We start from the raw sequence: 19,912 nt of genomic DNA on the forward strand, positions 1-19,912 counted from the left end.
TTAAATCAAGAATCATGAAAACGCTAACCGTAAAAATAAACGAACGTACTAAGATAGGGAAAGCTTTTATCGCAATGTTTGATAGTTTTAAAGATTTTGAAGAAATAGAAATTATTGAAACAGATTTGGAAAAACTTAAAAAGGAAAAAAGTCCATACGATCCTAAATTTGTAAAAATGGTATTGGAATCAGATAAAAGAGGTGATTATAAAGAGATTGATCCAAAAGATGTATGGGGAAGTTTAGGGTTAAAATAGAAAAATTAGCGGAGTCACATTTAAAAAAACATTTTAAAGCAGGTAATCAATCTAGTATAAAAAAAATCAGTCAGATATTAGATGAACTCAGTGAAACACCTTATGAAGGTGCTGGAAAACCTGAAGCATTAAAATATGGACTTAGTGGATTTTGGTCAAGAGAAATAAATTCTAAAGACAGAATTGTATATAAAGTTCAGGAAGATATTGTAACCGTTTTTGTGATTTCTGCGATGGGACATTATTCTGATAAATAACTTTATGAACTTACTTCGAAAAATACTTTTTCCGTTTGCTATTTTATACGGATTCATTACTTCAGTCAGGAATTTTCTTTTTGATAAAGGAATTCTAAAATCAGCTACATTTAATATTCCGGTTATTGCTGTTGGAAATCTGAGCGTAGGCGGAACTGGAAAAACTCCTCAAATAGAATATCTTATTCGTTTGTTATCTGATCGTTATCAGGTAGCAACTTTAAGTCGCGGTTATAAACGAAAATCTGAAGGATTTGTTTTGGCCAGCGAAAGTTCGAATGCAGAAATTCTAGGCGATGAACCTTTTCAGTTTTACCAAAAATTCTCCAATATTCAAGTTGCTGTCGATGCAAACAGGATAAATGGAATAACACAATTGCTTTCGCAGAATGAAAAACCACAAGTTATTTTGTTAGATGATGCTTATCAGCATCGTAAGGTAAAAGCAGGTTTTTATATTTTGTTAAGTTCATATGATGATTTATATGCAGATGATTTTATGTTGCCAACCGGAAATCTTCGCGAAAGCAGGAGCGGAGCTAACAGGGCTAATATCATAATTGTAACAAAATGTCCAAAAGATTTATCTGATGAAGACCAGGCAAAAATTCGTTTGAAATTGAAACTGACCTGTTCACAGCAAATCTATTTTACTTTTATAGATTATGATGATTTTATTTATGGTGAAAGTGAAAAAATAGAGGTTAATGAAGTAAAAGGAGAGTCTAAATTGCTTCTGGCTGGAATTGCAAAACCAACTCCGTTTTTTGATTATTTAAAGAACGAAAATGATGTGTGCATGACTTTTCCGGATCATCATGATTTCTCTGAAACAGATTTAGATTCGATTCAAAATAAAGCTCAAAATAAAAGAATCATCACTACAGAAAAAGATTATGTGCGTCTAAAAGATTCTAAATTAGCTTTTCAATTGTACTATTTACCCATAAAAAGTACATTCATAAATCACCAGCAAAATTTTGATGCTACGATTCTGGAATATGTAAAAAACAACTTAGAATCTTAGCTGCTCAGTTCCGAAGCTTCGGGATAGAGTCTAAAAAAAACTAATCAAAAAACTTAGCAATTATGCTATAAAATTCATCTGGTACAAATGGTTTTGTGATTACATCATTCATTCCAAAAGATAAAAGCATATCTCTGTTTTCGTCCAGCGAAATAGCTGTTAAAGCTATAATTGGAGTCGTTTTATCAAATTCCCTGATTAATTTTGTAGCGGTTGTTCCATTGATTCCCGGTAAGTGAACATCCATTAAAATCATATCAAAACGTTTTATTTTCAAAAGATCAATAGCATCTTCTCCATTATCGATAATCTCGCATGTAATAGCTTTGTTTTCAAGCATTTTTCGGGTAATCATTTGGTTGATCTTGTTGTCCTCAATCAATAAAATAGATTTATGTTTTAATTGCTTGTCGTTGTAAGGTTTTGTCTCTTCGACTATTACTAAAGGTTCTTTGTTGATTTTAAAATTCAATTTAAACGTAAAAGTAGAACCTTTGCCAACTTCGCTTTTTAATTTTATTTCACCTCCTAAAAGTTCAATCAGTTTTTTTACAATTGTTAGCCCTAAACCTGTTCCGCCATATTTTCTGTTAACTTCTATAGAACCTTGCGAGAAGCTTTCAAAGACAGTTTGCAGTTTATCTTCAGGAATTCCAATTCCGGTGTCAACAATTTCGAAATATACAGTTACATTTTCTTCTTGTTTGGTATACAGTTTTGCAATTACATCAACATTTCCGTTTTGAGTAAATTTTAATGCGTTGTTAATAAGGTTTAAAATAATTTGAGATATTTTAGTAGGATCACCAATTAAATTATCCGGAATTGCGTCATCTATTTCAAGATTAAAATAATTTTTATTGGCAGTTGCTAATTCTTTCAAAGAAGTTTGAATGTTAAATAATAACTCTTTCAAGTTGAAACAAATGTTTTCGATTTCAACCTTAGTCGAATCAATTTTGTTTATTTCGAGAATTTCATTGATAAACGTCGTGAGATAGTTTCCTGAAAATTTTAAAGATTCTAAATACTTTAATTGTGTTTTTTTAGGATTATCCTCAAGAAGTAAATGAGTAATTCCGTTAATAGCGTTTAATGGCGTCCTGAGTTCATGACTTACCGTTGATAAAAATTCTGATCTGGCCTTAGAGGCTTTTTCAGCTTTATTTTTGGCAAGGATAAGTTCTTTGTTTTTTTCTCTTAAAAGCAAATTATTCTGATTTCTAATAATATTGTTTTTATATAGCGCCAAACTCAAAAGTGATAAAATAGAGATAAGTGCGATGGCTAAAATGCTAACCAACTTAGAGTAACGATACGTTTTTAGCTGAATTTTTTCTTCACTTTCCCGTTTAATGGTATTGTTTAAGGATTGATTTTTTTTGAATTTTTCGAATTCATTAAGATCAAATTTAGCATCCTTTAATTTCAGGATATAATTTTCTAACTGATAGTGTTCATCTAAATAAGAATAGGCGAGATCAAAATTTTTATTCTGTTTGTAATATTGGCTTATCGCTAAAATAATTTTTGATTTTTTAATCAAATCATTGCTTTTTGAGTTGTAGTCTAAAGCATTGTCCAGATAAATTATAGCCGAATCATTTCTTTTAAGCTGAGTTTCGATTAAGCCAAGCTGGTAATATGAATCTGTTTTTGTTTTAAAAATAGGAGGATTATCAGGCTTTCTGGTAATTTGCTGAAGAGCTTTTGCAGCAAGAGGTAAATTTTTGTTTGCTTTTAAAGCCATCGCTTTCTGATAGTTTAAAACTTGGGCATGATCAGCAATTTTTAATTGGTTTAAAAGATCATCTGCTTTTTTATAATATAGTTCAGCAGTTTCATAATCGCCTTTTGTGGTATTAACAATACCGATGTAATGCAGTGCTAAAACTTTGGTACAAGTTGGTTTTACACTATCAAATGAAGCAACACTTTTGTGAAAGTTTTTTAGTGCTTCATCATATTTATGCTGTTTGTAGTAAATTTTTCCAAGCTTAAAAGTTTGATTGGCCAAACTCTCCGGTTTGTGATTGGTCTCGCAAAAATCTATGGATTTTTTAGTGTAAAAAACAGCTTCCTTATATTTTTTATTATTCAGATTGTTGTTTACCAACTTATTATAATAGAAAACACTATCCGTATTCTTTTTGGTTTGAGAATACAAAAACGAATAAAAAAAACAAAAAACAATAAAAAAGAGTTGTTTCATGTATTTGGAATGCTTTTACAATGAATCTTATTTTTTTCCTGTAAGCAAAATCAAATCTATTAATCTTGATGAATAGCCAATTTCATTATCATACCAACCCACAACTTTTACCATTTTATCAATAACGGATGTTAGTTGCGCGTCAAACAAACACGAATGTGTATTGCCAATTACATCAACAGAAACAATTGGATCTTCTGTGTAATCTAATATTCCTTTTAAATTTGTTTTTGAGGCTTCTTGAAATGCTTTATTTATTTCTTCAATTGTAACAGCACGTTTTACATTAAACGTAATATCTGTCAATGAACCATCGGGAACGGGAACACGAATTCCACAACCACCGATTTTTTCATGCAATTTAGGAAAAATTTTTGTTAATGCCTTAGCTGCACCTGTAGTTGTTGGAACAATTGACTGACTTGCACCTCTTGCACGGCGTAAATCCTTATGTGGCTGGTCGTGAAGACTTTGGTCTGTTGTGTAAGAATGTATTGTTGTAATGTAAGCTTGCTCGATTCCACATAATTCATCGATGATTTTTATCATCGGGGCTGCATTATTCGTCGTGCAGCTTGCATTAGAAATGATGTTTTCAGTTCCGTCCAGAATATTTTCATTAACACCTAAAACTACAGTTTTTATTGTGTCAACTTCTGATGGGGCAGAAAGAATTACTTTTTTTGCTCCCGCTTCAAGATGAGCATTTAATTCTTCGTGGGTTTTGTACTTTCCTGTAGATTCTACTACAAAATCAATATTATGGCTTTTCCAGTCCAGACTTGAAATCTTTTTTTCGTGAAAAAACAGATAATGTTTCTCATTGACAATTATACCTTTTTCGTCATGACTAACGATAAAAGGTAAAACACCATGAATACTGTCGTATTTTATCAAATGAGCCATGGTTTTATTATCGGCGATATCGTTGATGGCAACGACTTCAATTTCAGGATGGTTTAAAAGTAAACGGAATAAATTTCTACCAATTCTTCCAAAACCATTAATAGCAATTCTTGTTTTCAATGTTTTGTTTATTTGTTTAATCGTTCAGCTGCTTAATCGTTTAATTGTCTGGACGATTAAACGATTAAGCAGTTAAACAAATAACCTTTTTTATAAAATATGTTTTTGTGCTTTGTATGAAGAACGAACTAAAGGTCCGCTTTCGACATGACGGAAACCTAATTCAAGACCAAATTTCTCGTATCGTGCAAATTGATCCGGGGTAATAAATTCTTTTACAGGTAAGTGTTTTTTACTTGGCTGTAAATATTGACCAATAGTTACAACATCGACATTTGCATTACGTAAATCTGTCATAGTCTGAAAAACTTCTTCTTCAGTTTCTCCAAGACCCAACATAATACCTGATTTAGTTCTGTTGATTCCTTTTTCTTTCAGGTAACGCAAAACTTCTAAACTACGATCGTATTTTGCCTGAATTCGTACTTCACGCGTCAAACGACGTACGGTTTCAACATTGTGCGATACTACTTCAGGATTTGCTTCTACAATTCGGTCTAAGTTTCTTTCTATTCCTTGAAAATCAGGAATTAAAGTTTCCAGAGTAGTGTTTGGGTTCATTCTTCGAATTGCTTTTACAGTTTCAATCCAGATAATAGAACCACCATCTTTTAAATCATCTCTGTCTACACTAGTAATTACAGCGTGTTTAATGTTCATGATTTTTATAGAACGGGCTACTTTTTCAGGTTCGTCCCAATCTACCGTTTCAGGTCTTCCGGTTTTTACACCGCAAAATCCGCAAGAACGCGTACAAACGTTTCCTAAAATCATGAAAGTTGCTGTTCCTTCGCCCCAACATTCGCCCATATTAGGACAACTTCCTGAGGTACAAATGGTGTTTAAGCTATATTTATCGACTAAACCGCGAAGTTCAGTATATTTTTGCCCAATTGGAAGTTTGACTTTTAACCATTTAGGTTTTCCAAGAGGGACATTTTCAATGACTGTTTCCATATATCAATATTCAAAGCACAAAGATAAGGAATGTAGTTTATTTGTTGATTCGTTTACCATTTAATTTGGTATTGATCTGTGATAGTTTATAAAACGGGTTTTGATGATAATTTTATTGTCATGTTAAATTATTGTTTTTAAATTATTATGAGAGTAAAAATGCGAGGTTTTTGTTTGTTATTTTGAGTAAGAGGAATAATTATAGCAGAACTCTGATTTTTACTCGTTTAATATTTATATCTTTATTTGTTAGAAAATGAATTTAATTAAAATAGAAATACCTAAACATTGTAATACATTTGCTATTAAATTGTAATAAATATAAAACATGAAAAAGAAATTTATAATACTGGGAGTTTTGTTTGCCGCTTTTGGTTTTACTAAAATGAATGCACAGATTAATTTTGGCGAAAAAGCCATTGGAGCTGTTCAAAAAGGAGTATCTGGTTTTACCTTTAGTAACGCTGATGCAGCGGCTTTGTCTAAAGCTGCAGTAGATAAAATGGATGCAGAACATGAAGTTGCAGCTGCAACAGATCCTTATACTTTAAGACTTAACAGAGTATTCGGGAAATATACTGCCGGAGATGGATATACTTTAAATTATAAAGTTTATAAATTAAAAGAAGTGAATGCTTTTGCCACTGCGGACGGAAGTGTTCGTGTATATTCAGGTTTAATGGATATTATGGATGATAATGAATTGCTTGCAGTAATTGGTCACGAAATTGGTCACGTTGCGAATCATGATTCTCAGGATGCAATTAAAGCGGCTTATAGAAAAGAAGCCTTATTAGAGGGAGCAGCTTCACAATCAGCTACTATTGCCAGCGTTACGGATAGTCAGTTAGGAAAAATAGGAAGTGCCATAATCGATAGTAAATTTAGCCGTAAACAAGAAGCCGAAGCGGATTTGTTTTCGTATGATTTCCTGAAAAAGAACGGTTATAATGTAAACGCCGAAGAATCTGCTTTTAGAATTTTAGCTAAAATGAGCGAAGGAGCAGAAGCTTCATTTATCGATCAGATGATGAGTTCACATCCGGATTCAAAACAAAGAGCTGAAGATGCTAAAAAAAGAGCTGAAAAAGATGGTTTGTATAAGCCTTATGTGCAGCAAAAAATTGTAAATACGGCGCCAGTAGCAACTAAAACTACAACCAAGAAAACTACTACGAAAAAAACAACAACTAAAAAGAAATAGTAGTTTCTGATACAGAAATAAAACCCGACAATTTTCTCTAATGAATTTGTCGGGTTTTTTATTTAAAGATTAACCTAAAACGTGAAAAGCGAGTACTTTTTGTACATCATACACATTTACAGATTTGTTAAATTGTTTTACAATACTTGGTTGTAATTCGCTTGAAACCCAAATTTTTAATTCGGCATCAAGATCAAAAGTTCCTGCTGTTTCTACGCTAAAACGAGTAATACTTTTGTAAGCAATAGATTTATATTCTGTTTTGCTTCCTGTTATTCCTTGAACGTCAACCAGAATTAATCTTTTGTTTGTAAAGATAAAAGTATCACGAATCAGTTTGAAACCCATTTCGATTTCTTCATTATCAGTTAAGAGCTGACCGTATTTTTTAATTAAATCTTCCTGACTTACTGAACCCGCATTGCCAAGAATAGCTGAAAATATTCCCATTTTTTAGTGTTTAATTTTAATAGATTTGAATTTACCTCTTAGGTATGGTAAAAGTAATTAAAATTAAAAATAATATTGATTTTCTAGCATTAAGAGATTAAGAAAAATTAGCCTGAAATAATCTTTCTTAATCTCTTAATGGTTCAATTTAAAGCATAAAAAAAGCAGAACCTAAATTCTGCTTTTCTATTTTTATTATTCTACTTCCGTTTTTATTGTAATTGGAAGGTTATACGCAGTTCGAACTGCTTGCCCGTTTAAAACTCCGGGAATCCATTTTGTTTTTAGTGATTTTAGAACTCTTATAGCTTCTTTCCCAATTCCGTAACCCGGATCGTTTTTTACCATGATATCAGTAAGAGAACCATCTCTTTCGACTACAAACGAAACATAAACTTTTAAGGTTCTCTCAGCATCAAGTTCAGGTCTGTTGAAGTTGTTGCCTACAAAAGTGTAAAACTTAGCCATTCCTCCGGGAAATTCTGGCAGTTTGTCTAAAATTGCCGGATTTACAGGATCATTAGTTATAACAGGTACAACGGCTTCTCCGCCTCCGCCTCCAGTTGTTGGTGTTGCATTTAAAGCAGTCCCAGTTCCTGTAGGATTTTCTACACCGGTAACATTGTTTGCGTTAGTTGCAATTTCGGGAGTCGCTTGTTCTGGTGCAGTAATAATTGGATTTGTCAATTGTGTACTGGTAGTTGGTGCTGCGGCTGCACTTTGTTGCTGAGGAAGAACTTTTTCTTCTGTTTTTGGAATAATCGGATGTACCTCATAAGGTGTTACGATCATTGGGCCAGGATCTGTTGGTATTGTTTCCACCTGAGAACTCCTGAATTTGTTAATTAATACTGATACACTTCCCAAAGCTGCTAACAATAGCAAACCCATAAATAGAGCCGTAATAGTGGTTTTTGAATTTTCCTGGCGTAATTGATACGCGCCATACTCTTTGTTTTTGTTTTCGAAAACAAGATTGGTCCAGCTTGCTTCGTAGATACTTGATTTAGACATGATTTATGGATTTTAAGGTTAAGTAACGTTAAATCATAAGCAATAAGGTTTTTTTGGGTTTAGCTGCAAACAGAAACATTGCAGTTTTAATGTGTGAATAATTTACTTTTTTAAGAATAAATCGAATAAAATGTTATTCTTTATCTAAAGATAATAAATTATCTATTACGTTCGATGATTTCTGCTAATAATTTTTTAGCTCGAAGTAATTTTACTTTTACATTGCTTAAAGGCTCGTTAATTTTAACGGCAATTTCCTGATAAGTCATTTCCTGAAAATAACGAAGTTGAATTACTTCCTGATAATGTGGTTTTAATTCTTTAATGCAGAGAAGTAATCGCGAAAGGTTTTGCTCTTTAATCAAAGCATCTTCGGCAGATGGAGTAGTATCGGCAATATTGTATGCCTGTTGGTCTTCAGTATCAGTGATTTCAATAAAAAGATTGGTTTTCTTTTTACGAAGCAAATCAATATATACATTTTTTGCAATAGCAATTAACCATGTATTGAATTGAAATTCAGGGTTATAAGAGGCTATTTTGTCAAAAGCTTTTGAGAAGGTTTCAATAGTGATATCTTCGGCAGTAGTTTCATTTTCAGTACGCTTTAGCATAAAGCCGTACACTTCATTCCAGAAATAATCTAATAAAAAAGTAAAGGCGATTTGATCGCCCTTTTTTGCTTTTTCTATTTTAGAATTTATTTCCAATATACAGGTTTTGAAAAGATATTAGTTATAAAGATATTAATTTGCGTGAATATAAGCATGATTTCTACAATAGGAAACCATACTTTAAGGTCATTTTCTTTTAATTTTCCAGCCGAAAATCCAATTACAGTCCATGCTACAGTATAGCGTGTTGCTAAAATAGCCAGTACCGCAATCCATTGAAATTGGAAAGCTAATAATAGGATAACTAAGATAAAGAAAAATAATTGTGAAACGAAAAAAAGACCCAACTGCATTTTGTCAAAAAATTTATAATATTCTGCAGTAGAAATATGCCTTCTTTTTTGGGTAAACCATTCTCCGTATGTTTCCTTAGGTTTAGAATAAGTAAAACTTTCTGGTGCGTATGATATGGTTGTATTGCCTTTGTTTGCTGCCTGGTTTATGAATAAATCATCATCGCCGGAACGAATCTGAATGTGTTCAATAAATCCATTAACATTAAAAAATTCTTCTTTTTTATAGGCTAAATTTCGGCCAACTCCCATATACGGAAGTCCTAATTTTGCCCATGAAAAATATTGCACAGCCGTTAAAACAGTTTCAAAACGAATAATTTTATTCAATAGAGAACGCTCAATTTTTTCATAACCGCCATATCCTAAAACAATTGTTTTATTCATGGTAAATTGTGAAGTCATCGCAGTGATCCATTCTTTTGATGTAGGATAACAATCAGCATCTGTAAAAAGTAAATATTCTTTTTTTGAAGCTTTAATTCCTAAGGTTAAAGCATATTTTTTATTACCCCAAAAGGCTTCGTTGTTCTGTACTTTTACCAGTCGGATATTAGGATATTGTTGCTCAAATTGCTCAAAAACTTCTAAGGTCTCGTCGCTTGAAGCATCGTCGATTAAGACAATTTCAAAATCAGGATAGTCTTGTTCTGCTAAAAGCGGAATGAACTTTTTAACGTTTTCTTCTTCATTCTTGGCACACACAATTACTGAAACAGGAAGTTTTTTTGATGTAATCTCTTGTGGTTTGCCAAAAGCAAATTTTCCAAAAATTCCTAAGTAGTAGAAAACCTGGATAAAAACAATAGCAATAAAGAAGTAAAATAAAGTTATAAGCATCTGTTTTAATGTCTTTTAATTTCTGAATCTTGCGAGTGCAAATGTACTTATGAATTCCTAGATTTCAATGGCTAAAGCCAATTTACTTTCGGCATTTCGACATTTCTTTTGCAACAGCAATAGCCTGAGGGTTTTCGGTTTTTTCTAATTCAGAAATTATGTTTTTATAATTATGATCATCACGATTTTGAGATAGTTTTTTGGTTGCCTGAATCTCATCAATTTCGATTTCAAAACCAAAAACCCCTCTCGCTTCACGCATTGTCTTTGTTGATAAATTTTCAACGCGGACTGGATTTTCAGATGTGGCTTCGTATTTATCAACCAATTTTTTCAGTTGTTCTATTGACGTTTCTTCGTCGACAATTTTAATGCGGCCATAAACATGTACGGCTATATAATTCCAGGTTGGTACATTTTCATGATCGTACCATGATGATGATATATAACTGTGCGGACCGGAAAACACAGCTAATACCTGATCGTTTTCTGCAAAACCTTCTGCCTGTGGATTCAGTTTTGAAATATGTCCTTGCAAAATTTCCTTTCCGTCAGCATTAACTTCAAGCTCTATCGGAATATGTGTAGCACATAATTTTCCGTGAGTTTGATTGATTAAAATACCAAAACTATTTTCTTTTAAAAAAGTCCTGATTGATTCCGGATCTTCGTCTTTGTATAAATTTGGAGTATACATTTTATGATTTTTTATTTTAAAGATTTTCCCAGACAAATAGCTTCCGGTCGATCTGTATATTTTCCGTAATTTGAAATTATTTTATAACCTTGTTTTTGGTAAAACTGAATAGCACTCTCATTTTTTACCCGTGTTTCTAAAACCAAATCACAATAATCAAGCATTAGAGCTTTATTTTCTAAAAAGGCTAATATCGTTTGTCCAATTTTCTTTCCCGGAACTTTAGAATACATTCGTTTTACTTCGCCAATATTCTCCTCAATTGGTCTGATCGCACCACAACCTACAATTTCATTATCTATTTTGGCTATAACAAAAACAAACTTAGAATTTTCATTTTCCCAATCCTTAAAAGAATTCTTTCCGTCACTTCCAAAACGAAGATAAAGATTTTCCGATAATTCTTCTGTAATTGCCAAAGCTTTTTCGTTGTCAGGATTTGTGATTTCTATGAAAATAGATTCTTTCATTTTACTTAAAATACTTCGACTTTGCTCAGTCTAAGAATAAATTAATCAGTGTAAATTCGTGAAATTTGAAAAAAATCTAAATCACATTCACTTCTGCTTCAATATGAATTCCGAATTTTTCGAAAACCGTTTTTTGAACATCTCTCGAAACGGCTAAAATTTCCTGTCCCGTTGCGTTTCCGTAATTTACCAGAACCAAGGCCTGGTTTTTATGAACACCTGCATCACCAAAACGTTTTCCTTTAAAACCTGCTTGTTCAATTAACCAGCCTGCCGGAACTTTTACTTGGGTTTCTGAAACTTCGTAATATTTCATTTCAGGAAACTTTTGGTGGATTTCTTCGAAATCAGATTTCAGTAAAATCGGATTTTTAAAAAAGCTTCCGCTATTTCCCAATTCCTTCGGATCCGGTAATTTGCTTTGTCTAATCGCAATTACAGCATTACTCACATCTTTTAAAGTTGGAGTTGTAATGTTATTTTTAGCCAATTCGGCAGTAATATCTCCGTATGAAGTGTTAATTTTATGATTGCGTTTGGTAAGTTTATAAATTACAGATGTTATAATGTATTGATCTTTTACTTCATTTTTAAAGATGCTTTCCCTGTATCCAAAATTACATTCAGGATTCGTAAAAGTTTTTATTTCTTGGGTTTCAATGTTAATGGCTTCACACGAAACAAAAGTGTCTTTTATTTCAGTTCCGTAAGCGCCAATATTTTGAACAGGAGTCGTTCCTACATTCCCGGGAATCAGAGACATATTTTCTAAACCGCCAAAATTATTATCGATGGTGTAAAGTACGAAATCATGCCACGTTTCTCCGGCTTGGCTTTCAACCCAAACGAAATCTTCATCTTCTTTAATGATTTTTTTGCCTTTTAAATCTATATGAATTACCAAAGCGTCAATATCTTTGGTTAAAAGCATATTGCTTCCTCCGCCCAAAATAAATTTTTTCTCGTTTTTGGTTGCTGTTAAAATTGCTTTTAATTCATCGACTGAATGAACGGCAACAAATTGTTTCGCTTTGGCTTCGATACCAAAAGTATTGTAGTTTTTTAAAGAAAAATTGGATTGGATTTCCATAAATAAAAGGCTTTTTGAGTCCCGAAACATCGGGATAATTCTGAGTTCAAAAGTAACGATTATAATTTATCTGAATAGATTTTCTATAAAATAACAAATAATAAAATAATAGAAATATGTGAAAAAAGAGATAAATCGTTTTAGGGACTTTTATTTTATAGCTTCAATAAATTGCTGCATTTCTTTCATGGTACCAATTGTAATTCTCGTCCATTTTCCGTTTTCTTCATAAATTTTAGTTCCCATTATATTATGGTCTTCTAATTGTTTGAAATAATCTTTTTTATAATTGTCTAATGAAAAATAAAGAAAGTTGGAGTACGATGGAATGCAGGTTAAGTTGAGTAATGTAAGCTGGTGAATCGTGTATTTTTTTACTTCGTCATTTAAAGTGCAAACCTGTTGAACGAATTTTTCATCGCCTAATGATGCAATTGCTGCAACTGTCGAAACAACGCTGATTGATAAATTTGGAGATGATTTTAAAATACTTAGTTCTTCGATTGTCGATGAAGCTGCAACAGCATAACCAATACGGGCACCGGCTAAACCGTACATTTTTGAGAAAGTTTTGGTTATAATTAAATTTTTATTTTCAATTGTGAGATCACTTAATGATTTTTCTGTGGTGAAATCGATATAAGCTTCATCTACAAAAACAAATGCCTTTTTAGTTGCTTCTTTTATAAACGAAATTAAATTTTCTCTCTCGCATATTGTTCCGGTTGGGTTGTTAGGATTGCAGATATAAATCATTTTTGTATCTGAGTCAATTGCCTTTAGTATTCCTGTTAAATCGTGTTTTTTATCTTTGGTTAACGGAATGGTGATTTTTTTTAGTCCTAATTTTTCAAATGGATCCGTCCAATAGTTATAAGTAGTTTCAGCCATTATAAAATTGCCTTTACTTAAAGCTGAGTATTGAAGAACCAAATCTAAAATTTCTGTAGAACCGGCACCAAGCAGAATATTATTATCTGAAACATTGTTCTTTTTAGCAATAGCCGCAATTAATTCAGGATAAAGATTCCAGCCATAACGATTGCTGCTATTTACACTTTTGGTCATCGCAATTCGGGCCAACGGAGATGGACCGTAAGGATTTTCGTTTGAGCGTAATAAAATAGGAGATTTATCTAAATTTGAAGGAATGTAATTTTCTGCCGGAGAATTTGCAAAACCTTCAAATGGGATTATACTTAATCCTACTGCGCCTAAACTTACCTTTTTTAACCAATTTCTTCTATTATTCATATCTTTTTTGGATTAAATTAAACGATTTAATAGTAAGTCGTTGGAATTGAAGGAAAGTTACTAGCAGATGAGTTTTTTACCGCAAAGTGCACAAAGTTTATAGTATGTGATCTGATGAAAAATACAAAGTTCGCAAAGCTTAGATTATTATAAAAGCTTTGTGAGCTTTGTGTTTTGAAACCCTTGCGAGCTTTACGCTTAATTTTTATGTAAGTCCAGCAACTCATGATACTTATCTGAAATAATCTTCATATTAATATCATAATTCGCATTTTCTTCAACAAATTTTCTATTTTCTAGAATAGCATTATTTCGGGATTCTGCATTTTCAAAACTCCATATCAATTCATTAGCCAGCATTTCGACATTATCAATTTCTATCAATTGTCCGTTTTCGCGATGATTGATCCAGCTTTGATTTCCCGGAATATCTGAAACTAGAGGATAACAATTACACGCCATGGCTTCGAATAAAGATGCTGAAACACCTTCGGTAATTGGCATGCTGATATATAAGTTTGATTGTTGCAATAGTTTAGGAAGTTCAGTATTTGCTATTCTTCCTTTAAAATTGACTTTGTTTTCGATTTGCAATGTTGTGGCTAAATCTTTTAAAGATTGTAATCTTGTTCCATCGCCAACAATCGTCAACGAAAAATCGATTCCTTTTTGATGTAAAATTGCAAACGCTTTCAAAATAGAATCATGACGATATTCCGGTTGTAAAGAACGCGTTACAATAGCTTCAATTTTGTTTGAATTATTTATTGAAGGAGAAAAAAGGGATAAATCTATTCCTTTCGGGATGACCAAAACTTTATTCATATCAACGCCAATTGCTTTCATCGAAATAGTCATAACCGGTCCCCAGGCGTGAATTAAATCGGCTTTTTTGAAAGCGTGTTTCTGAATGATTTTTTTAAAGGGTAGTAAAACAGAACCTTCCGGCCATAAATCAGTTCGGCCTTGTTGCGCAATTGCAATAGGATGCATGCCTGAAATTGCAGCCAGAAAACCATAACTGGTTGTTCTTTCGGCAATAATCATATCCGGTTTTTCTCGTTTTATTGTTTTGCGAATAGAAATAGGGGCGAACAGGTATTCTAAAATACGCTTGAACCTGTTGATTTTTGAGTTGTTTGGTGTTTGAAGTTCCCAGGTGCAAATTTCAAAATCACCAAATTCTTTCAAACCTTTCATCCAGGTTATAGCATCAGCTCGGTAGGATTCTCCCAGAAAAAGTATCTTTCTTTTCATTCGGCAAACTTAATTTTTTTTGCCACAGATTAAAAGATTTTAAAGGATTTTTAATCTGTGTTAATCTGTGGCGAAACTTTTATCTAGAACTCGTCTTCTGTTTCCAATGCACGATTAATAAACTCGTTTAAGGGTTTTAAAGCGATTAGCTTTTTGCTCATTTTGGCAACGAAATCTTTTTGAGTGACTTCGGATATATCATATTTTTGAGTTGCCGTGAAACTTTTCAATTTTAAAAATTCAATTGCAGGATGGTCTTTTTCATAACCTCTTGGCGGATTTTTAAGTGAGTTGTTTTCATCGATATCTAAACTTCCAAATTCTTTTTTGAAATCTTTATTGTTTAAAATAGCTTCTAAATCATCGTAGAAAAAAGCAATTTCCTTACGGACTTTTTTTAACTGATCCGGTTCTGGTGAATAAAATCCTCCGGCAATAAAACTGGCGCCTTTTTCGATATGTACATAATACCCGGAACGATTTTGTCCTTTTGCGCCTGATGAAAGCCAAACGCCTAAATGTGCTTTATAAGGAGATTTGTCTTTTGAGAAACGTATGTCGCGATTGATACGGAATGTGCAATGCTTGACCTCTAGTAATTCTAATGAAGGATCAAGTGGCTTCATTGCATCCAGAAAATCACTTACCAATTGGTGATAATCTTTTTTGAAAATCTCATATCGTTTTTTATTGTCCTGAAACCAATCTCTGTTGTTGTTCTTTTTTAAATCGTCTAAAAATTGCAATGATTCTTTCGTTAGCATATTCTTTATTTTATTGCAGTTGTTTTTTTAAGTCTTTTTCGCTGATAAAGCCCGTTGTTTTCCATTGTACGGCTTTGTTTTCGTATAATACAATTGTTGGTAATTGGTCAATTTTTAGCTGATTTGCCAATGTTTTGTTTTTATCAACATCAATTCTAATAATGGTTACTTTGTCTGCCATATCTTTTTGCATTGTTAAAAGAAATGGTTCCATTTGTTTGCATGGTCCGCACCACACCGCATAAAAATCTACCAGAACCTTTTTGTCGGAATTTAATAAATCATTAAAATCATTCATAGACATTCCGGCTTCAACTTCTGCAGGAATTCCAAATCCTTCTTCGTTCCAGTTCAGGAAACCACCATCTAATTCGTAAACATTCGTAAAGCCTAATTCGCTTAGTTTTGCTGCTGCTTTTTTACTTCTTCCTCCGCTAAGGCAATACACAAAAACAGGTTTCGATTTGTCGAAAGCTGCTGCTTTTGTTTCGAAATCGTCACTATTCCAGTTTACATTTTTGGCGTTTTCTATATGATCAGATTCGAATTCATCCGGAGTTCGAACGTCTAAAATTTGTGGATGATCAGTTGTTTTAATTTTTTCTGCAAATTCTTTTGGAGCAATGGATTCAACAGAATCAGGCTTTTTTTCGTTGCAGGAAAAGAATGCAATTGAAACTAGCAGGAATAAAATTTTGGGGAATTTCATAATACTCGATTTTTAAAATGGTATCGCTAAAGTAGTGATTTTTCAATTTTGAACTCTTAATAGAAAGTGAAATAAAAACGTTGATCACGAATTTCATGAATTAGTGCGAATTATTAAATAATCTTTTAGGCGCTTAGCTTTGACAAAGTTTTTCGTTTAAAACTAGTATTCGCATTTTTGTTATCGCGATTTCCATAATAAAAGCAAATATTTTTTTCAGGAGCTTATCCCGCTATCCGTTTCAATCTTTTGTGGCGAACACCGCCACAAAAGGATTTTCACTTCTATCGGGGCTAGGGCAATCATTTTTATAAGAATATTTTCGTATGGTTTGTCATCTCGAGGAACGAGAGATCACACACGAAACTCGACAAAGATTGTTGATTTTCTTTGCGGAGTTTCTAGTGTGATCCTTCCTGCGTCAGGATGACAATATTGTGGTTACTTTGTCAAAGTTTTGAAATCCAGTTAAATCTTTTTAATCTGTGGCAAAAAAAACTCCTTATAAATTAAATATCTTATAACTCTGATGTGTCGATTTTACAATCGCTTCGGTACGTTCCGGATGTGTATCTGAAATAAAAAGTTGGCCAAAAGTTTCGCTATTGACCATTTCGATGATTTTAGCAACACGGCTTTCGTCAAGTTTGTCAAAAATATCATCAAATAATAAAAGAGGTTTTACGCCGCTTTGTTTTTTTAGAAATTCAAACTGAGCTAATTTCAAGGCAATCAAAAATGATTTTTGCTGACCTTGCGATCCGAATTTTTTTATGGGATGTGAATCAATCTCAAAAGATAGATCATCTTTATGAATACCCACACTGGTATAATGCAGCGCACGATCTTTATTAATGTTTTCCTGTAAAAGTGTCAACAGGTCTTTTTCGAACAAATGACTTTCATAAACCAGTTGCACCGTTTCTTCAGATCCGGTTATGGCGTGATGATGTACATTAAATATAGGTATGAATTGTTCCAGGAAATCTTTTCGTTTTTCAAAAATCGATTTTCCAAAACTATTTAGTTGCTCATTATATATAGATAATGTGTCGTTGTCGAAAGTGTGATTTAAAGCAAAATATTTCAGTAATGCATTTCGCTGCACAATGACTTTCTGGTATTGAATAAGCTGATGCAAATAAGTTGAGTCTAATTGCGAGATCACACTATCCATAAATTTACGGCGTGTTTCGCTTCCTTCTACAATTAAATCGCGATCAGCAGGCGAAATAATAACTAACGGAATAAACCCAATATGATCAGAAAACTTATCGTAAGCTTTTCCGTTCCTCTTTAATATTTTCTTTTGTCCTTTTTTTAAACTGCAAACAATTTGCTCTGTTCGGTCATTTTTTTCCAGTTCAGCATCAATTACAAAAAACTCTTCTCCGTGTTTGATATTTTGTACGGCTAATGGGTTAAAATAACTTTTTCCGTAAGCGAGATGATAAATGGCATCAAGCACATTGGTTTTGCCAATTCCGTTTTTACCCACAAAACAATTGATCTTGTGGTCAAAATCAAAACTGACTTCGGAGAAATTTTTATAATTGAATAAAGAAATTTTGTTTAAATACATTTTTTAGGGACTGGTAAGAACAAATTTAGTGCTTTAGAATATAAAAGTTCCTCTTGTTGATTAAGTTTTCTTCTGCAGATTAAAGATTTAAATGATTTTTACCGTAATTGAAATCGTATCAAAACTGAATTTGTAAAATCCAAAGCTGAAATTATAATAATAACGACAGAAAAATGGTGTTTTGAATTGCAAAAAATTGAGCCTGCAAAATTACCAAAAATATCCAAATAATTAGGCTTTCGGCTGATTTCAGTGGGATTTATTTTGCTGTGAAACAGAAAGAAGGAGCCGTTTAGTGAATTATTTTTTTAAAATGGATATAAATTTACTTTTTTTTGCTTTAGTTTCAATAAAAATTTTATTTTTGCCGTTCACTAAATTAATTTTAAATGGCTACTTACAATAAAAGAGGATATAAAGCACCAAAAGAAAAGGAAGTTAAAGAAGAAGTTGTCAATGAAGAACAACAAGTAATTCTTGATGGAAAAAACAGCACAACAGCTGACGTTTTTTCTAAATTAGATGAAACTGCTTCAAAAACTGAGGATTGGGTTGCTAAAAATCAAAAAATCATTATTGGTTTAGTTGCTGGTATTGCAGTTGCTACTATTGGATATTTGGCTTACCAAAAATTCATCGAAGCTCCTAAACAAGACGAAGCTGCAAGTGAAATGTTTGTTGCACAACAAAATTTTGACAAAGCAACAAACGGTGTAGCTAGCGATTCATTATATAAATTAGCATTGAATGGTTCTGAAGGTAAATTTGGATTCATAAAAATTGCTGATGAATATTCTGGAACTGATGCAGGAAATTTAGCGAACTATTATGCTGGTATGGCATATTTGAATACAGGTAAATTTGATGAGGCAATTAAATATTTAGGTAATTTTAAATCTAAAGAAGCTATCGTTAATGCTTTGGCAATTGGTGGAATTGGAGATGCTTATTCTCAAAAAAACCAACAAAAAGAAGCTTTAGACTATTATGTAAAAGCTGCTGAATCTAACAAAAACGATTTTACAACTCCTCGTTTCTTATTAAAAGCGGGTAAAACTGCGTTGGCTTTAGGTCAAAAAGAAGACGCGTTGAAATATTTAACAGATATTAAAGAAAACTACGATACAACTCCTGAAGCTGCTTCTGTTGATGTATTAATTGGATTAGCGCAATAATAATTTTAGATTTTAGATTTAAGATTGTAGATTTGTATTTGAGAAATTAAAATCTAAAATATAAAGATGGCTACCGAAAATAAAAACTTATCAGAATACGATAAAAACACGATCCCAAATGCGAAAGACTTTCGATTTGGGATTGTTGTTTCTGAGTGGAATGAAACTATAACTGAAGGACTTTACAATGGAGCTTTTGATGCTTTGACGGATTGTGATGTTCCTGCTCAACAAATTATTCGCTGGAATGTTCCGGGAAGTTTTGAGCTGATCTATGGCGCAAAAAAAATGCTGCAAACTCAAAATGTAGATGCAGTAATTGTTATTGGATGTGTAATTCAGGGACAAACCAAGCATTTTGATTTTGTTTGCGAAGGCGTAACACAAGGAATTAAAGATTTGAATGTTCAAACTGATATTCCGGTTATTTTTTGCGTGCTGACAGATAATAACATACAACAGTCAATTGACAGAAGTGGAGGAATTCACGGAAACAAAGGGACCGAAGCAGCAATCGCAGCAATAAAAATGGCTTATATCCGCCAGCAAGCTTCGATGTCGCACCCATTTAATCAGCCTTTGTTGTCTTCTGGAGCAATCCAAATAGAAGAAACTCCTATAAAAATAGAAAAAGAATAAAACACAATTGTTTTAAAAATACTAAAACCTATACTGTGTAAAAATAGTATAGGTTTTTTGTTTT

General features: G+C 32.6%; 21 protein-coding genes. 6 read left to right on the plus strand and 15 right to left on the minus strand.

The features are described 5' to 3' along the window. Positions 1-14 precede the first annotated feature (14 nt). Genes BXU01_RS16325 through lpxK form a run of 3 tightly spaced genes read left to right on the plus strand, consistent with a single transcriptional unit; the run spans position 15 to position 1,541 of the window. Positions 15-257, plus strand: coding sequence for a DUF2683 family protein (locus BXU01_RS16325; RefSeq protein WP_083694170.1), 243 nt, complete (start codon positions 15-17; stop codon positions 255-257). Further along, complete coding sequence (locus tag BXU01_RS16330; RefSeq protein ID WP_083694171.1) at positions 233-514, plus strand: Txe/YoeB family addiction module toxin; 282 nt, start codon at positions 233-235, stop codon at positions 512-514. The genes BXU01_RS16325 and BXU01_RS16330 overlap by 25 nt, the downstream gene beginning before the upstream one ends. A gap of 4 nt (positions 515-518) precedes the next feature. Beyond that, the gene (gene lpxK / locus BXU01_RS16335; RefSeq protein WP_083694172.1) at positions 519-1,541 is read left to right on the plus strand and encodes a tetraacyldisaccharide 4'-kinase; all 1,023 of its coding nucleotides are present in this window, start codon (positions 519-521) and stop codon (positions 1,539-1,541) included. Between the two features lie 40 nt (positions 1,542-1,581). Here the strand turns inward: lpxK and BXU01_RS16340 are convergent, their stop codons facing one another. The 3 genes from BXU01_RS16340 to lipA form a co-directional block, all read right to left on the minus strand. Then, positions 1,582-3,753 (minus strand): ATP-binding protein, encoded by a 2,172-nt coding sequence (locus tag BXU01_RS16340; protein ID WP_083694173.1) that lies wholly within the window; start codon positions 3,751-3,753, stop codon positions 1,582-1,584. Positions 3,754-3,780: 27 nt separating this feature from the next. Further along, positions 3,781-4,779 carry a type I glyceraldehyde-3-phosphate dehydrogenase gene (gene gap, locus BXU01_RS16345; RefSeq protein ID WP_083694174.1) on the minus strand — a complete coding sequence of 333 codons (999 nt, stop codon included), beginning with the start codon at positions 4,777-4,779 and terminating at the stop codon, positions 3,781-3,783. Between the two features lie 90 nt (positions 4,780-4,869). Next, entirely contained in the window at positions 4,870-5,736 is an 867-nt protein-coding gene (gene lipA, locus BXU01_RS16350; protein WP_055093309.1) for a lipoyl synthase, read from the minus strand. A gap of 328 nt (positions 5,737-6,064) precedes the next feature. Between lipA and BXU01_RS16355 the strand changes: the two genes are divergently transcribed. Further along, positions 6,065-6,940 (plus strand): M48 family metalloprotease, encoded by an 876-nt coding sequence (locus BXU01_RS16355; protein WP_083694175.1) that lies wholly within the window; start codon positions 6,065-6,067, stop codon positions 6,938-6,940. A 69-nt stretch (positions 6,941-7,009) separates the two neighbouring features. Here BXU01_RS16355 and BXU01_RS16360 read toward each other — a convergent pair whose 3' ends face one another. The 12 genes from BXU01_RS16360 to BXU01_RS16415 all read right to left on the minus strand — a co-directional run bounded on the left by BXU01_RS16360 (position 7,010) and on the right by BXU01_RS16415 (position 18,034). Next, positions 7,010-7,390, minus strand: a complete 381-nt coding sequence (locus tag BXU01_RS16360) for a PH domain-containing protein (RefSeq protein ID WP_055093313.1) — start codon at positions 7,388-7,390, stop codon at positions 7,010-7,012. Between the two features lie 195 nt (positions 7,391-7,585). Then, on the minus strand, positions 7,586-8,404 hold the full coding sequence (locus BXU01_RS16365; protein WP_083694176.1) for an energy transducer TonB: 819 nt from the start codon (positions 8,402-8,404) through the stop codon (positions 7,586-7,588). Positions 8,405-8,562: 158 nt separating this feature from the next. Next, on the minus strand, positions 8,563-9,114 hold the full coding sequence (locus BXU01_RS16370; RefSeq protein ID WP_083694177.1) for an RNA polymerase sigma factor: 552 nt from the start codon (positions 9,112-9,114) through the stop codon (positions 8,563-8,565). Next, the gene (locus BXU01_RS16375) at positions 9,105-10,211 is read right to left on the minus strand and encodes a glycosyltransferase (RefSeq protein WP_083694178.1); all 1,107 of its coding nucleotides are present in this window, start codon (positions 10,209-10,211) and stop codon (positions 9,105-9,107) included. Before BXU01_RS16375 ends, BXU01_RS16370 begins: the two co-directional genes overlap by 10 nt. 82 nt (positions 10,212-10,293) lie before the next feature. After that, positions 10,294-10,908, minus strand: a complete 615-nt coding sequence (locus tag BXU01_RS16380; protein WP_083694179.1) for an FMN-binding negative transcriptional regulator — start codon at positions 10,906-10,908, stop codon at positions 10,294-10,296. Between the two features lie 11 nt (positions 10,909-10,919). After that, positions 10,920-11,378 (minus strand): GNAT family N-acetyltransferase, encoded by a 459-nt coding sequence (locus BXU01_RS16385; protein ID WP_083694180.1) that lies wholly within the window; start codon positions 11,376-11,378, stop codon positions 10,920-10,922. Between the two features lie 76 nt (positions 11,379-11,454). Further along, the gene (murB, locus tag BXU01_RS16390; protein WP_083694337.1) at positions 11,455-12,468 is read right to left on the minus strand and encodes a UDP-N-acetylmuramate dehydrogenase; all 1,014 of its coding nucleotides are present in this window, start codon (positions 12,466-12,468) and stop codon (positions 11,455-11,457) included. 150 nt (positions 12,469-12,618) lie between these two features. Continuing rightward, positions 12,619-13,722 carry a histidinol-phosphate transaminase gene (locus BXU01_RS16395; protein WP_083694181.1) on the minus strand — a complete coding sequence of 368 codons (1,104 nt, stop codon included), beginning with the start codon at positions 13,720-13,722 and terminating at the stop codon, positions 12,619-12,621. 198 nt (positions 13,723-13,920) lie between these two features. Beyond that, positions 13,921-14,979, minus strand: coding sequence for a glycosyltransferase (locus tag BXU01_RS16400; RefSeq protein ID WP_083694182.1), 1,059 nt, complete (start codon positions 14,977-14,979; stop codon positions 13,921-13,923). An 83-nt stretch (positions 14,980-15,062) separates the two neighbouring features. Further along, positions 15,063-15,743, minus strand: a complete 681-nt coding sequence (locus tag BXU01_RS16405; RefSeq protein ID WP_083694183.1) for a DUF2461 domain-containing protein — start codon at positions 15,741-15,743, stop codon at positions 15,063-15,065. A gap of 10 nt (positions 15,744-15,753) precedes the next feature. Next, a complete protein-coding gene (locus BXU01_RS16410) occupies positions 15,754-16,452 on the minus strand; it encodes a thioredoxin domain-containing protein (protein ID WP_083694184.1) in 699 nt (232 codons plus the stop codon). A gap of 502 nt (positions 16,453-16,954) precedes the next feature. Next, positions 16,955-18,034, minus strand: coding sequence for a DNA replication/repair protein RecF (locus tag BXU01_RS16415; RefSeq protein WP_083694185.1), 1,080 nt, complete (start codon positions 18,032-18,034; stop codon positions 16,955-16,957). Between the two features lie 389 nt (positions 18,035-18,423). On the opposite strand from BXU01_RS16415, the gene BXU01_RS16420 reads away from it, so the two are divergent. Both BXU01_RS16420 and ribH read left to right on the plus strand, forming a co-directional pair. After that, positions 18,424-19,209: a tetratricopeptide repeat protein gene (locus BXU01_RS16420; RefSeq protein WP_055093335.1), complete on the plus strand. Its 786-nt coding sequence runs from the start codon at positions 18,424-18,426 to the stop codon at positions 19,207-19,209. Between the two features lie 66 nt (positions 19,210-19,275). Next, positions 19,276-19,848 carry a 6,7-dimethyl-8-ribityllumazine synthase gene (gene ribH / locus BXU01_RS16425; protein ID WP_055093337.1) on the plus strand — a complete coding sequence of 191 codons (573 nt, stop codon included), beginning with the start codon at positions 19,276-19,278 and terminating at the stop codon, positions 19,846-19,848. The last annotated feature ends 64 nt before the right edge of the window (positions 19,849-19,912 follow it).

Origin of the sequence: [Flexibacter] sp. ATCC 35103, assembly GCF_001975985.1 — a bacterium.
Lineage (GTDB): Bacteria > Bacteroidota > Bacteroidia > Flavobacteriales > Flavobacteriaceae > Flavobacterium.